The organism is Zhongshania aquatica (assembly GCF_027257955.1).
Classification (GTDB): Bacteria; Pseudomonadota; Gammaproteobacteria; order Pseudomonadales; family Spongiibacteraceae; genus Spongiibacter; species Spongiibacter aquatica.
The window spans coordinates 63,313-78,692 of record NZ_JANZNQ010000004.1 but is presented as its reverse complement, the minus strand read 5'-3'; the positions used below and the strand labels follow the sequence as shown (position 1 = coordinate 78,692).

Below are 15,380 nucleotides of genomic sequence, written 5' to 3'. Positions count from 1 at the left end.
CTCATTTGACGACTGCGGGGCAGAACCGCCCCGCCAGCATTATTTATTGCTCACGACTTAAAATTCGCAATTCCACTCGGCGATTTTTAGCTCGACCTACTGCGCTCGCATTGTCTGCGCGCGGCGCGGCTTCACCATAGCCTCTCACCTGCAAGCGCGATTTCTTAACACCTAGACTTACTAAATAATCACGAACCGCTGCAGCCCGAGACGCAGACAAACGCAGATTATATTCGGGTTCACCAGCGTTATCGGTATAACCGCCGACTTCAATCAACGTGGCCGAAGATTGCTCAATAATTTCCGCGACCTTACGGAGGATTTGCTGGGCGGGAATACTAAGCTCATCGCTGTCATTAGCAAAAAAGACGCCCTCTAACGCAACGCCACGCGGGCCGTCCAAATAACAACCATTGGCCAACACTTTCATGCCCGCAGGCGTGTTTAAACACTGATCATCCTGATCACAAACACCGTCACCATCAACGTCGGTGCAGCGGTAGGTTTGGTTTTGTATTTGACCAACCAAAAACACTGGATCAAGGCTAACGAGCGGAATTAAGGCTGGCTGATCATCTGCTGGTGCCGAGGTAAACACCACCGCGACAATATCGCTGATTAAGGCGGAAACCGGTGTATCCATGGTCAATAAATCAGCAGACTCTTGCGCAGTCATGCTCAACTCAGCGCCGGTAATATCTCCTCCGATGACACCGCCTACAACGCCATCCAGCGTCGTCACAGTGTCATCTAGTTCAATACCCACCGCCGTGGTCACCGGCGTTACAAGGGCCAAAATGCCGGTTTGAGAGAGAAGTTCACGCAAGACACCTGCCTGAGCAGGTATACAAACAAGCACCGCTAAAAGCGATAGCACGACGGCAATTACGCGGTTTCTTTTTTCCTTCATGTAGACAACTCAACTCCTGAGCGTTGCATCACACCAAGACGCAGCGCGAGAATTCCATGTAATAGTGAATTAAATCGTATTTAGCACGACGACGCATGAAGTTTATCGCGATACCGTGCTTTTTTAAGAAAGTGACATCGGTTTGCTGGAGGTTTTGTGATAACTATCACAAACCCCCAATAGACTAGGCTAATTGATGTTTGGCAATCACTGAGGCTTTAGCTTGCTCAAACTCCATATCGCTCAACGAGCCAGACTTATGCAAGGCTTCCAATCCTCGCAAGGCATCTACCAAAGACTGACTCGCCGAGGCTGCCGGCGGCTCAATAGTATCCACGTTGGGAGACAGGGGCGAGCCAGCTGGTGCACTGGGGTCTTCGATTGCCTCCCGAGTTTCTTTCGCCAACCCAAGCCACTGGCCAATTTTTCGGAAAATTCGCGCAATGCCGCGCCACAATTTCGGCAGTAACCAAATGAGCAAAAATAGGAAAGCGACAAAACCAATTAAGAAAATTACCGGATGATTCAAAGCCACCCAAAGCCCACCAAATACCGCCACATCCTCTGAAATAGACGCCAGCCAGTTACTTACCGGCTCTGGAGAGGTATTTATTAACACACGGGTACTCGCCTTAGCGGCATGGGTAACCGAGGTCACCGAACCACCAACAATACCCGCCGCTAGCTGCAAGGCAGGACTGACATCGCCTACCGTACCGGCTGCTAGCAACGCGCCGGCAGGAATTCGAATAAAGGTATGGAGCGCATCCCAACCGGTATCGACACCGGGAACTTTATCGGCAAAAAACTCCACCGCGTACATCAGTCCCGCCGCCAACATCACCGCAGGGTCCTGCACTATCTGTAAGTTTTCTGGTAGTTCCATACCACCGGTAGAACCGGCAAATCCCAATACTAAAATGGCAGCATAGAGATTCAGACCACTCGCCCATGCCACCCCCATCGTCAAAGAGATGACGCCAATTAACTGCTGATATTCTTCCACGTTTTTATTCTCCGCTTCGCTGCATTCGCAGGGCTAGTATCACGCATATCACCACCGTGCTTAGCTCAAACGCCAGGGCGGTCATGGTATATACCGACATCTCGCCAGAAAGTACAACACCGACTAATCGCCCGCCAGCGATACCACCAGCAACCACGCCATTTAAAAATAATACATGACAGCGCCAGCGTGGCCGAAGTAGTGCCAGCAGGGCGGCGCCGCCAATAGCTAGTTCCAAGCCGCCGTACATAGCCCGAAGCTCTGTTTCACCGGTTGGCGATAATGCTGCCACCCCCGCCGATGCTTCCAAAGCGGCGGGATCGACAATTAACCACCCGCCGATACCAAGCCACATCAGCATTAAATAAACCAAAAATATTGCCATAAATCCCGCCGTTTTCCCGCCAGTGTGCAATGAGGCGCCATCATGACCGAAACGGTCACTGAAATAGACCGCTTAGGTCACTCTCTTTGGCCACCAAGTCGATAATATCGTAGCCTATAATGGAGAACAGTATGTCATCAGAGCCCGACTACCCAAAAAACCCGAATTACGGGCAAGGCTGCTATCGTCGCCGGATACGCCTAATTAACCAAGACAATACTGTCAACGGTGAGCTTGAAGACACAAATCACGCCTTTCGCTGCACAATCAGCCACGACGGGCATCATGTCACCGACATTCAAAGCGAAGTGCTGCGCATCCCCTTCGACACCTGCCCCGGCGCATCTGAGCCAATTCGAAAACTCATTGGCTTGCCGCTATGTGACGACATTCAAGATCTGATCCCACATACCGATGCCAGCGGCAACTGTACCCATTTGTTAGACCTTGTTCTCATGGCCATTCGCCATGCTCACCGATCACAAACCGAATGGCTTTACGATATTTGCATCGACGACCAGATAGACGAACAGGCTGCCCGCGCAGAAATCTTCGCCAACGGCCAACGCATTCACAGCTGGCGCGCACTTAATTGGCAAATTACCGGACCAGAAAGCCTGAAAGGCAAAGTCTTATTCAAGGGCTTCAGTAAGTGGGCAAATACAGAGTTTAGCGGCGACACCAAAGAAGCGGCCTTCGCGCTACAAAAAGGCTATTTTGTCTCTAGCGCACGCCGCTACAACATCAATGCGCAGGCGGGGCAACCCGCAGCAGAACATCTCGACGTGATGTTAGGTGCTTGCTATAGCTATAGCAGACCGCAAATCGAGGTCGCAAAACGCACAGTCAACAGCGCCCGCGACTTCAGTGACGCACCTGAACTATTACTTTCATTTCTAGAACCGACTCCACGGTGAGTTATTTCATTAAAAGTAATGTGCGTACGCATAATTACGAATATTTACAGAGCGCCACTGGGAATAATCTAAGACCATCGTTAATGACTAAGCCCATTATCAACGGTCTCCATAGTAGCACCCCCGCTTGGCACCCATATTATGGGTGCTTTTTTTATGGTCGGCATTTAGTCAGCGTTAGGCCAACTAAACGCACCTCATTATTTCAGCAAAAACACCACGTTCAAATCAGCGCTAACCGTCTCGTTACCCAACAGCATCGGCGCCGCACTCATCTTCGCGTCCATCATAACCATACGCTCTTGCTGAATGGGGCCGTTACCGCCCTGATCAATGTGGTAGACCCCAGCCACTTTTCTACCGAAACCGGCAGCCAGCGTCGCCGCCTGAGCATTGGCATCGGCAATCGCCGCCTGCACAGCTTGGGCCATCAATGCATCTCGGTTAGACAAGTCAAAACTCACATTGCCGAGTTCGGTAATACCAGCCTGAACCAGTCCGTCCAGCAGGGCCCCATATCGACTCAAATCGGTCAAGGTCACATCGACACTGCGCTCAACACGTTGACCACGAAGCAGGCGCTTGCCGTCTTGCCATTCGTAGTCGGGATAAACTCGAATTTGCGAGGCGCGAATATCGCTCTCGGGAATTCCCTGCTCGCGCATCGCAGTCAGTACTCTAGCCGTCCGTTCATCGACGCGGTTTTTAGCATCAACGGCGGTGTTGCGGGTTTCAGAAATTTGCAGCTGCAACCTTGCGATATCGGGCAGGGCCTCGACCTCTCCATGGGCAGCCACCACCACATGGGGCGCGTCTGGCAACGTGGCGGCTGCGGCAAACATCGGCAGCAAAGCACACAAGACGAATGCAATTCTGCGGTTCAAAATAAGACTCACCGTATTTTTCATCTGCAAATTCCTTATTTATTGAATAACCCTTGGCTGCGCTCAGCCAAAACAAACACTCACCACGCCAAACCCATTAAAACAATGATGACAGGGAGAATACTATGACTAATCTCAGCGACAATTCCGTGATTTCCGCCATGCGCGACACCCTAAACAGCCAGCGCGCGCTTTGCACCAGTGAAGGTGCGGTCAGCGCAGAACTGCGTATCGACCGCCTATCTCGGGCCATCGACCTAATTTTCGATAACCGCGACACCATCGTCGACACACTAGCGCTAGATTTTGGCCACCGCAGTAGCCACCAGTCACTCATGTCTGACATCTACGCCACCATTGAGTGCCTTAAACACAGCAAAAAGCACCTCAAAAAGTGGATGAAAACCGAAAAACGCAAAGCCCCCTTCCCAATGAATCTAATGGGTGGCAAGGCAAAAGTAGAGTACCAACCCAAAGGCGTGATCGGCATTATCGGCACGTGGAATTTCCCACTGAACACGGTTTTCGCGCCGCTGGCGGGCGTGTTGGCTGCGGGCAACCGCGCCATGATTAAATGCTCTGAAGTAACACCACAGACCGGCGCGCTGCTAGAAACCCTAGCGGCCAAGTACTTTTCCCCCGACGAAGTTGCGGTATTCAACGGCGGACCAGATGTTGGCGCCAGCTTTGCAGCGATGCCCTTCGACCACATCATTTTTACCGGCGCGACCAGCATTGCCCGCCACATTCTTAGGGCAGCGGCTGATAACCTCACTCCTGTCACGCTCGAACTCGGCGGTAAATCCCCAGTCATTATTAGCAAAAGCTACCCTCTACAAGAAGCCGTAGAGCGGATTTTCACTGGTAAAATCCTCAACGTCGGTCAGGTCTGCTTATCGCCAGACTATGTATTTGTGCCGGAAGATCAGCTCGATGCGTTTACCACTGCGGCCAACAGCTATATCTGCAATCTATTCCCAACCCTGCGGGAAAACCCAGATTACAGCTCAGTTGTAAACGAGCGGCACTATCAACGCTTGATGGGCTATTTAGAGGACGCACGCCAAAAAGGCGCGGACATTCGCGAAATAAACCCCGCCAACGAGGACTTCAGCCAGCAAAAGGGCACCCATAAAATTCCGCTCACACTGATCGTAAACCCCAGCGACGACATGATGGTGATGCAAGAAGAGTTGTTCGGCCCCATTATCTGCATCAAAACGTATACATTGGTGGACGATTGCATTAACTACGTGAATGCAAGACCTCGCCCGCTGGCACTGTACTATTTCGGCAAAGACAAGGCAGAGCAGCGCCACGTGCTCGACTCAACAGTATCTGGCGCGGTCACCATCAACGACGTTATTTTCCATGTCAGTTGCGAAGACCTGCCCTTCGGCGGCATCGGCCCAAGCGGTATGGGCAGCTACCACGGCTTCGACGGCTTCAAAACCTTCAGTCACGCCAAGGCGGTATACAAGCAAAGCAATATAAACTTCCAAAAATTGGGGGGCATGCTGCCGCCCTACGGCGAGAAATGCGATAAAACCCTGACCGCAATGATCAGAAAATAACGTTAATTCCCGCAGCAAAGCACTGGTAATCTCATTGATTACCAGTGCTACTTCGCTACACCTCGCAAAAAACCCCCGCTTAACGCTATTCCCTGACTACCTAAGCCGCTATGCTGGCCAACTTGATATATCAATCTACCGAGAGGCCCCGTTTGGCACAGACAATTCTGGGATGGCGTGAATGGATCAGCCTGCCTGATCTGGCAATCAGTGGTATCAAAGCAAAAATTGATACAGGAGCTCGCAGCTCCTCACTACATGCTATTGATATTCAAAAAATCGATATTGATGGCGAAGCATGGGTAGAGTTCAAAGTTAACCCTCTACAACACCAAAACACCGATGCAGTGCCCTGCAAGGCTCGTATAAAAGACTATCGCCAAGTTACCGACTCTGGCGGTCATCGCAGTATGCGCTATGTTATAGAGACCACCATCACCATCGGCAGTGAACAATTTACCGCAGAAATGACCCTGGCAGACCGATCACAAATGATGTTCCGAATGCTATTGGGACGCACTGCCATGAAAAATCGCTACACTGTAGATCCAGGCAGATCTTATTGTGCCAGCAAAAAACCCCCACGCAGCACGGGAACTATTTAGGACTAAGGTGGATCACAGCACACCGCCACGAGTCCGCAACACAACGAGACATTTCCACCATGAAAATTGCAATACTGTCACGCAACAGACGCCTATACTCGACCCGCCGTCTAGTTGAAGCCTGCACCGAGCGTGGCCACGAAGTACGTGTACTAGATACCTTAAAATGCTATATGGAGCTAAGCTCGCACGAACCCGTTGTTTGGTACAGAGGCGAAAAACTAGAAGACTTCGACGCCATCATCCCGCGTATCGGTGCATCCATTACGCCCTACGGTTTGGCGGTAATTCGCCAATTTGAAATGCTCGGCACCTACAGCCTGACCGAATCAGTCGCACTTGGCCGCTCCCGCGACAAGCTGCGCGCACTGCAATTGCTATCGCGCAAAAACGTCGGCATGCCCATATCGAGCTTTGCCCACGACGTTCACAACACCAAAGAGCTCATCAAACTGGTTGGTGGCGCGCCGGTGGTGGTCAAATTGCTGGAAGGCACACAAGGTCGCGGCGTAGTGTTGGCAGAAACCGCGAAGGCGGCAGAGAGCGTCATCGACGCCTTCCGTGAATTAAAAGCCGACTTCCTTGTTCAAGAGTTTATTAAAGAAGCAGGCGGAGCCGACGTGCGCTGCCTAGTCATTGGTAAAAAGGTCGTTGCTGCCATGCAACGCACCGCCGCCAGCGGCGAATTTCGGTCTAACCTACACCGTGGCGGCACCGCCGAGCTAACACGCCTAACTCCTGCGGAGCGGGCCACCGCAGTAAAAGCCGCCCAAATCATGGGACTAAACGTGGCGGGGGTAGATATTTTACGCTCTGCCCGCGGACCGCTGGTGATGGAAGTCAACTCGTCACCGGGGCTAGAAGGCATTGAAACCGCCAGTAAGAAAAATGTTGCCGCAGAAATCGTAAAATTTATTGAAGAAAATGCCGGCCCGAATAAAAATAAAACCCGTGGAACCGGCTGAAAAAACAAGAATGCAAAAACTAACCATCGCAGGGATTGATATCACCCCGGGCACTCGCCAACAAATCGAGCTGCCCGTTGCCAACCTTTATACCCACACCGAATTATCGATGACGGTAAAAGCGGTGCGTGGCCGCAAAGATGGCCCAACCTTGTTCGTAAGCGCCGCTATTCACGGCGACGAAATCAACGGCGTAGAAATTGTTCGGCGGCTCCTGCAACACAAGGCCTTGCGCTCAATACGCGGAACACTGCTGGCCATTCCCATCGTCAACGTACACGGCTTCTTAAACAATAGCCGCTACCTTCCCGATGGTCGCGACCTTAATCGCTCGTTTCCCGGCTCACCAAAAAGCTCACTCGCGGGACGTATGGCCCACACCTTTTTAAATGAAGTGGTGCTGAAGTGTACCCACGGCATCGACCTACATACCGGCGCTAGGCACCGCAGTAACCTGCCACAAATTCGCGCCGACATTAAAGACAAAAGCACCCTCGCCATGGCCGAAAGCTTTGGCGCACCGGTTATTTTGCACTCAGCAACGCGGGATGGTTCGCTGCGAGAAATCGCCAGCGAAAACAATATTCAGGTTCTACTTTACGAAGCCGGCGAAGCCCTACGCTTTGACGAAGTGGCCATTCGCGCCGGTGTCAGCGGCATTCTCAATGTGATGCGTCACATTGGCATGTTGCCGCCATCGCGAAGTAAAAAACCAAAACGCAGTAGCATGATTACCGGCCAGTCTGCATGGCTACGCGCGACCAGCAGCGGCGTATTAAGAGCACTTGTTCCCCTCGGGGCCTTTGTTACGAAGGGCGACGTTCTGGCACTGATCTCCGACCCTATGGGCGACAATAGCTCAGACGTAAAAATACTCGCCAGCGACGACGGCATTGTCATCGGCCGAACGTTTTTACCGCTGGTCTATGAGGGCGACGCACTCTTCCACATTGCCAAATACAAAGCCAATATTGAAGAAGCGCTGGAACAGGTTAATGCGTTTAGAGAGGCCTTTGAGCCAGAGATATACCCCATCGCCGACGAGTATGACGACCATCCGCCCATTGCAGGCTAGATAGTGAATACTGCAAACAAAACCCATTACCAAGCACAAGCTGCACTTGGTAATGGCGACAAGCAAGATTTACTCGGTACGAATCCCAACCAATAATTCCATAAAGGAAAATTCGCCAGTAGAACCATCATTAAAGGTAGTATCACCGGCATCAAATGATCTGGTTAATAGCACCGAACCATCACCACTCACTATAAAGTCGACCGTGAATGTGTCGCCATCGTCTGGAAACGTCACGCTTACCGTACTGCCAGTTTGCACGTAAGTAATCTGATTAGTTTCACTTTCTGAATCAGAAAAATCGGTGAAGCGATTGAATGGCGTATTTGCCTCATAGGTCTTATCAGCGCCAGCGTCCACAACAAATGTGCCGCTAAGGCTTTCGCTAGAAAAGCTAAGCGTAGCGGCAAGGCTGCCGTTACTGATATTGGCAAAATCGTTAGGACCGTCTTGTTGATATCCATTTTGAGCACTGCTACCCACTGCCACTTCGCTATTAATACTGCGAATTTGGTACGTGCCGCCAGCAACGGAATTATTGGGTTCCGCGAGTTCTAAATTGCTGATTCGCTCAGCGTTGTCGTTAATCGCAGCAATAAGCGCGCCGAAAGTGCTGTTGACTTCCGCCGCCTTTGCCGGAGTACCGGCGCTAAACGTTGTGACCGAAGAGGCATCCACTTCGCCGGCAAATAAGCTTGGTGTAGCAAAACCCAGTACCGCTGCAAAAATAATCTGCTTTTTCATTTTTATATTCCCCTAAAACTGCTCACTAAAATCTGTTTTTTTAATTACAGTGTTCTTACTGCCAATTGGCGTCATCCCAATTAAAGCTATCCCACACGGCTAACGTCGGTTCTGGATCATCCTCATCACACACATCACCGATATCATCGCTATCGCTGTCGGCTTGATCCTCATTCGCAACCGCCGGGCAGTTGTCTACGTCATTGTCAACACCGTCACCATCCACATCGGTATCGCCATTGTCACCAACACCATCGCCATCCGAATCCACGGACTCATTTTCATCCAGCGGAAAGGCGTCCTCAGCATCAGCAACGCCGTCATCGTCGTCATCGGTATCCGCATTGTTGCCAATACCATCGAGATCGGTATCAGTGGTTTCCGACGGATCTAGCGGGAAGGCATCATCAACATCGGCAACACCATCACCATCGTCATCGGTATCCGCATTGTTGCCAATACCGTCACTGTCGGTATCGACGGTCTCAGTAGCATCATTTGGGAAGGCATCATCTGCGTTTGGGACACCGTCTCCATCGCGATCACCATCACAGACATCACCAGCGCCATCTTCGTCCAAGTCTTCTTGACCGGGATTACTAACGGCTGGGCAATTGTCTGTGCTATCCGCAACAGCATCACCATCGATATCCGAGGCTGTCTTTGCAGGCTCTGGATCTGCGGAAACGCTGCCACTTGCAACATCAGCGCTATCTACGTCTTCACCAGTGGCGTCCTGCTCAGCGACCAGCACAGATTCAATATCCGCAATGGACGTGTCGGTGCCGGGAACCTTAAGCGTTGCCGGGTCAACCGTCACCAGCGCAACAACATCGGTAATGTCGGCAAATGCAGAAATTGGCTCACCACCGGCCGAGCCATCAATTACGTCATCACCAAGGTCAGCCGCCAGCGCGGATAACAGTGAATCTGTAGTTTGTGTCGAGCTGGCATTGTTCGCGATCGCGTCATCTTTCATCGTTATCAAGATGGCACTCAAAGCCTCTATCGCAGCGCGATAACGTATCGCTTTAAGCTTGGCATCAGTAGTCGTCGTTGCCGAGGTAAGTAACGCTGGGGTGGCATTAAGGTCTGTATCAAGCTCTAGACCAAAGCCCACCGTCGCCAGTACCTTTTGCGAAGCTAGAGCAAACGCGGCTGTCAGTTCTTCTTCACTTACACTGCCGTCATCATTCCCGCCGTATGCGGCCGAGTCGGCATTATCCACTGCCAGTTCGTAGGCTAACGAGGTCAGCGGCGATGGATACACAGGAACATTGCTTTGCACATTACTGCTATTCAACACCGTGCGAAACACGGTGATCGCCGGAGCCAGATCAGTGCTTAAATCGCGGGTTTGCTCGTTCACTCGAACTTCCAGAATAAAGACGCCACTGTAATCAGTGGGCAGTCTTAGGCCGGTAATTGCAGCTTGCTCATTGGTCGTGCCGCTTGCCAATAAACTCCCTATCAAGCGGTCATCGCTGGCATCAAAACGAAAAGCCGATACATCTGCATTGACCATCGGGCCTTTAATCGGCGTCCCGCTAATGTCAGTGCCCCCAGCGCCGGCAGAACCGCCGCCCCCACCTCCACCGCCACAAGCCGCTAGCAACACAGATGACAATGTGATGCCAAGCAAACCCGTATTGGCTTGTCTTTTATGAAATCCCACCATAAATCTACCCTTGGTTTTGCGCGACGTAGCTGAACGCTGCCACACGCTTTATTTTTGTTATGACCTTGGATTCTCTATTTAACGTGCTAAGAAATCCGTCATATTCCTTCATTAGCGCATCTAGCACCCACAGCATTAACAGCAGGGGCACTTAGAATTGCTCACAACTAAATCTAACGGTATAGTTTACTCAGCGCCTCCCCTAGATTGGGGAGAACGACTTAAAAATGGCCGTAGGGAAGCGAGTCAAGAAAAAATAACAAGGCCATAAGTAATTAATGCGAAATAGTAAATTGTCCCAGCTAATTGGTGAGCTATATCGACATGCTCACCAAGCTGATGGATGGATGGCATTTTTTGCCATGCTAGAAACTGAAATACCATCCAGGTCGACAACCTTGATGTTTGAGGAAATCGAAACTCACGCAAGCGATATTGTTTTTTCTCGGCACTTGAGTGACGACGAATTGCAGCTTTACGGCGAGCACTTTATACATACCGATGTGTGGGCGGAGGCGATGGCCGATCTTCCGCTATTACAATTCCACAGCAACGAGATGTTTCCAGATCGAAAATTTCTATCTTCAGAATTTTATGCCGACTATACCAAGCCACTCGACATAAGATATGCCTGCGGCGCGTACATTGAAGACCCAAAGATTGGCCAGGCTTTTCGCGTAACTATTCAGCGCGGCCACCAGCATAAGCCATTTAGCAAGGAAGAACTCCAAACACTAAACCTGTTTATTCCCCACCTGCAAAATGCGCTGGCCATTTATAAGCGCAACATTGCGTTAGAATCTTTGCAAAGCATTTTTGACTCTATCACCAGCATCACCGACAGCGCCGCCTACCTGCTGCGATCAGACTCCACCATCGTGTCGCAAAATGCATTGGCCGAAGAATTTCTTTGCCAGGACATCGCCTGTATTAACGCAGGCAAGCTGTCGTTCCGGTCACATAAATTGCGCAATACAATCGAACGATTAATAAATAATAATAATGAATTTACGGAAAATAAAAGGCGCAATCGAAGAAATTATGCGCGAACCGAGCACTACCAAATTAGCATAGAGCCGCACTTACTTCCGAGCTTAACGCCCGGCACACAGGAACTCGGTTTTCTTCTGCAAATTAAAAGTATTAATACAAATATGAATATTGATTTGGCAGGACTCGAAATTTTATACGGACTTACCACAACCGAAGCCATGGTTACGCGCCACTTAAGCAGCGGCCTTGTGGTCAGAGAAATTTCAGCCGCCATGACGGTAAAAGAGAGCACCATAAGGTCACATTTTAAAGCTATCTATGCAAAGCTTGGCGTGCGCTCTCAAACTGAATTGCTCAGTAAAATTATGTCGTCGCTCGCCCGAACCAAAATGGATTTAATATAAATATTCAATCACTAAAATCGAAGCTAAGTCCTAGCAACAGCTAGGACTTAGCGGCACTGAACAAGCACCCATTCAGCTGGAAACTAGATAAAAGTTAATTCAAGGCTACTGCCAACCCGGCACCCAGGTTTTACTAAACGCAGGACTCGCCCAGCCAGCAGGAAAATCCGCAGGCGCCATTTGCTCGCCGCCGATAACCATTTCACCCAATGCGTCTTGGTACTTCAACCACGGAATTGTCCGCTGCCATTCCAAAGGCCGCTTTGACCAATCGCATACGCCGGTCGCAAAAGTTTGCTCTAGCTTCTGCCAGTCCGCTTCTTGCCATACGATATTCCCCAAGCCGTAATCATCAGCGCGGCTAAAGGGCTTTAACTGGCATTGCACCTGATCACCATATTTGTCGGCACCCGCTTTTGTACGCGGCGTACCAAACACTAGCATGGCCTCTTCAGGACACATTTGACCGGGAACGCCACTGCACTGATCTTGCACACTCGCAGGCTTGTTAGTGACAATTTTCTGCGCCAGTGGCGCGTCGCTGGTGTCGGCTTCTATCGCGTCTAACCACGATGCCATGGCGACCAACGATTGACTCATATACGTCAGATCACCAATCAATGGCGTTAGGCCGCCCCAGTGGACAAAGTTATCGCGGTTACCAAATTCGCGTTCAAGACGCCAGCGCACCCAATAGCCATGCACACTGTCGTGAGCAGCCCCGGGATCAGGTCCCGTCATATTAATGATTGGCACGGTATCCATATTCACAACGGTATTCAAAATCCCCGTGCGGTAGGCATTCGGCAGTGCCGGATAGTCAGGTTTCAAACGTTCAGCGGTCACATTCAAGCTAGGATCAAGACCGCCAATATTGGTATTCAACTTTAAAAACTGACTTGGGGTAATGATGCCTTGCTGTAGGGGGATAAGGCCGTATTGCACACCTTCATTACCCAGCGGAAAACCAGAAAAGGCATAACCTAAGTCTTTTTCGATTTGCGACCAATGATCGCGAAGCTGATCCTCAGCGGGGAATTGCTCACGCTGACCAATCATATTTTGCATAAAGGTCAGTACATCACAGCGCGCGCCGCCTGGGTTGGTGTCTTGATCAAAACGTTCTTCATCGCTGATACCGCCACAACCGGATGCAGGATCAACCGCCTCGGCAAACAAAGCCGAGTTAGCTAATGACGCATTAACGATGCCATTAAGATGACCGTAAACCTCATTCTGCTGCTGCACGGTAAACGGCGTGCCATCCCTCGCCAATAGCGACGGATTATCAGGGTCGGTGCCAAAATAACGCAGCAAAATATGATAGTCCGCAAACTGGGTCGCCGTACTCATCACATCGGGATAAGTGCAGGTAGTTAACAAGCCTTGGTACAAACCGGGGTAGGCATTGGCAATCATATTTTGGGTTATCGCGCCGCCGGAACAACCCGTACCGACGGTATAACGCAGCTCGCCGTATTGTTCTATAAAGCGCTCCTTTGCCATCATCAGCGATTCGGCCTGATAGCTAAGATTACAGTTATGACCAAGATTAAGCTGCGCAGTAGACAGTACAGACCAGCCCATACCCAGCGCTGTTATATAAGACTGATCAATAAGCGGGTTGCCCGGAATTGTACCGGAATAATCATCGGTACTCGGTGCCTCGGTATCGTGATCGCCACGGCAGTTACCGCCGTGGGTGACTAATAGGCGGCGGTTCCATTGCGACTGAGGCTGCACTGGCGTCCAATCTTCATCGACCTTCTGCAAAGTAAAAATCGTGTACTGATCGCGGGCCTGATATCCATTTTCCTGACGCACAATAAACGGCAGGGTTTCGCCGGTATCCGTCGTCGTCATAGCCACATCGACTGGCGGGTTTTCCGGATCGTAAGGTTGCAAACCCTCGTTCAGCGGATTGGTCGACTTATACAGCCAAGTATATTCAACCGGCTGATTGCAATCCTCATCCACGGCGGTGTCTTGGCACTTCCAAGGCTGAATATGCGGGCCTGTAAATACTGGGCCACCAGACGGATGGTTCACCACGGTAATGTCGTTGCCAATATTGGTACTGAGGGTATTGTCACCTACCGCTAAACCGTCAACCACGCCCACTAAGCGCAGAGGGTTATCTGCCGTCGCCTGCAACACACTAGTCACATCGCTGCCATTGCGGGTCAACACGAGCTCATCTACCGCTGCGGCATTATCTAAGACTACCTCGACCAATACATCGCCCGCCGACACCATATCTGGGCGGTTCGATAACACTCTCAGCTGTGCCGTGTCTTCCGCCGTACCGCCGGAGCCCGGATCAGGGTCTGGCGTACCCGCAGAACCACCCCCGCTGGAACTACTTCCCCCACAGGCGGCCAATGTCAGAGCCATTAATATCGTTATTATTCTTAAAATCACTGCCACAACCCCTGCTCGCGCTTGCGAACTGCCTTACTAAACAAAAACCACTATGACACTTTATAGGCAAAATGTGCAGTGTCAACTTACATCGTATTTAGGAAGTATAGACGTCGACGAAAAAACAGGTGGAATTAGCGGCAAAAATAGAGAAATCGAAACTAGACAAGGGATTACGCTAGCGAGTAAATGTTAGCCTCAACACCCGATAGATTTACCAACATAACTGAACGAGAGCTTTCTATGTTGTTGCGCTCTTTGTGAACAATCAAGCCCTAGCTGCAACCCAGTCATTACGCCGATACACGAAATACATCGCCACAGCCCAATCAAAGGTCGCACAGAACGCGCCATAAGCAAGTGGCACCTGTGTAGATTGCCTACCGACGAACACATCTGCTCCGCTGTGCTGATGAATCTCATGAAGAAGATCCCACGCACCATGCAGTGCGTAGCCAGCGATAAGCAATATCGGCAGCCTTATACCGAGGCAACCCAAAATGGCAAAGACGACAACCGCTGTCGTTTCAAGCCGCCACGCCGACTCATCGCCAAAATAGGAAGTAAATGCAAGATAGAACGCAGCGATAAAAATCAGAAATACGCCATAAAACGCAGACTCGAATCGAGCCGGCACAAAACGGTGGGAGAGATACATCGAACCGACCGCAGCCAAAACACCGACGCTGACATACAAGATCATAATGATTGCTAGCGCCATAATTTTCTCTCTATCTCGACAGTGAATCGAATTTTATTTTAGGCGGAACAAAGTGCAGCTGCGACCTGTGTAAGCAAGATTACTACAAGGAAACGCAA

At 50.7% G+C, this 15,380-nt stretch carries 14 protein-coding genes; 6 read left to right on the top strand and 8 right to left on the bottom strand.

Features of this window, described 5'->3' with window-relative positions; genetic code table 11:
* Positions 1-43: 43 nt before the first annotated feature.
* From O9X78_RS05110 to O9X78_RS05100, 3 genes are all read right to left on the bottom strand, one after another.
* Positions 44-910, bottom strand: a complete 867-nt coding sequence (locus tag O9X78_RS05110; protein ID WP_269618539.1) for an OmpA family protein — start codon at positions 908-910, stop codon at positions 44-46.
* A gap of 184 nt (positions 911-1,094) precedes the next feature.
* Positions 1,095-1,916 (bottom strand): DUF4126 domain-containing protein, encoded by an 822-nt coding sequence (locus tag O9X78_RS05105; protein ID WP_269618538.1) that lies wholly within the window; start codon positions 1,914-1,916, stop codon positions 1,095-1,097.
* Between the two features lie 4 nt (positions 1,917-1,920).
* A complete protein-coding gene (locus tag O9X78_RS05100) occupies positions 1,921-2,301 on the bottom strand; it encodes a DUF4345 family protein (RefSeq protein ID WP_269618537.1) in 381 nt (126 codons plus the stop codon).
* A 131-nt stretch (positions 2,302-2,432) separates the two neighbouring features.
* Between O9X78_RS05100 and O9X78_RS05095 the strand changes: the two genes are divergently transcribed.
* The gene (locus O9X78_RS05095; protein WP_269618536.1) at positions 2,433-3,218 is read left to right on the top strand and encodes a DUF2889 domain-containing protein; all 786 of its coding nucleotides are present in this window, start codon (positions 2,433-2,435) and stop codon (positions 3,216-3,218) included.
* Positions 3,219-3,418: 200 nt separating this feature from the next.
* Here O9X78_RS05095 and O9X78_RS05090 read toward each other — a convergent pair whose 3' ends face one another.
* Positions 3,419-4,126, bottom strand: coding sequence for an SIMPL domain-containing protein (locus O9X78_RS05090; RefSeq protein WP_269618535.1), 708 nt, complete (start codon positions 4,124-4,126; stop codon positions 3,419-3,421).
* A 101-nt stretch (positions 4,127-4,227) separates the two neighbouring features.
* Here O9X78_RS05090 and O9X78_RS05085 point away from each other — a divergent pair, with 101 nt between their 5' ends.
* The 4 genes from O9X78_RS05085 to O9X78_RS05070 all read left to right on the top strand — a co-directional run bounded on the left by O9X78_RS05085 (position 4,228) and on the right by O9X78_RS05070 (position 8,321).
* Entirely contained in the window at positions 4,228-5,676 is a 1,449-nt protein-coding gene (locus tag O9X78_RS05085) for a coniferyl aldehyde dehydrogenase (RefSeq protein WP_269618534.1), read from the top strand.
* 152 nt (positions 5,677-5,828) lie between these two features.
* Complete coding sequence (locus tag O9X78_RS05080) at positions 5,829-6,281, top strand: ATP-dependent zinc protease family protein (protein ID WP_269618533.1); 453 nt, start codon at positions 5,829-5,831, stop codon at positions 6,279-6,281.
* A gap of 59 nt (positions 6,282-6,340) precedes the next feature.
* A complete protein-coding gene (rimK, locus tag O9X78_RS05075) occupies positions 6,341-7,246 on the top strand; it encodes a 30S ribosomal protein S6--L-glutamate ligase (protein WP_269618532.1) in 906 nt (301 codons plus the stop codon).
* 10 nt (positions 7,247-7,256) lie between these two features.
* Entirely contained in the window at positions 7,257-8,321 is a 1,065-nt protein-coding gene (locus O9X78_RS05070; protein ID WP_269618531.1) for a succinylglutamate desuccinylase/aspartoacylase family protein, read from the top strand.
* 69 nt (positions 8,322-8,390) lie between these two features.
* Here O9X78_RS05070 and O9X78_RS05065 read toward each other — a convergent pair whose 3' ends face one another.
* On the bottom strand, positions 8,391-9,065 hold the full coding sequence (locus O9X78_RS05065; protein ID WP_269618530.1) for a hypothetical protein: 675 nt from the start codon (positions 9,063-9,065) through the stop codon (positions 8,391-8,393).
* 55 nt (positions 9,066-9,120) lie between these two features.
* Positions 9,121-10,743, bottom strand: coding sequence for a thrombospondin type 3 repeat-containing protein (locus O9X78_RS05060; protein WP_269618529.1), 1,623 nt, complete (start codon positions 10,741-10,743; stop codon positions 9,121-9,123).
* Positions 10,744-11,021: 278 nt separating this feature from the next.
* Between O9X78_RS05060 and O9X78_RS05055 the strand changes: the two genes are divergently transcribed.
* Complete coding sequence (locus O9X78_RS05055) at positions 11,022-12,140, top strand: helix-turn-helix transcriptional regulator (RefSeq protein WP_269618528.1); 1,119 nt, start codon at positions 11,022-11,024, stop codon at positions 12,138-12,140.
* 105 nt (positions 12,141-12,245) lie between these two features.
* On the opposite strand, the gene O9X78_RS05050 is transcribed toward O9X78_RS05055, so the two are convergent.
* Positions 12,246-14,561 carry a DUF6351 family protein gene (locus O9X78_RS05050; protein ID WP_269618527.1) on the bottom strand — a complete coding sequence of 772 codons (2,316 nt, stop codon included), beginning with the start codon at positions 14,559-14,561 and terminating at the stop codon, positions 12,246-12,248.
* A 268-nt stretch (positions 14,562-14,829) separates the two neighbouring features.
* On the bottom strand, positions 14,830-15,282 hold the full coding sequence (locus O9X78_RS05045) for a DUF6010 family protein (RefSeq protein ID WP_269618526.1): 453 nt from the start codon (positions 15,280-15,282) through the stop codon (positions 14,830-14,832).
* Positions 15,283-15,380: the final 98 nt, after the last annotated feature.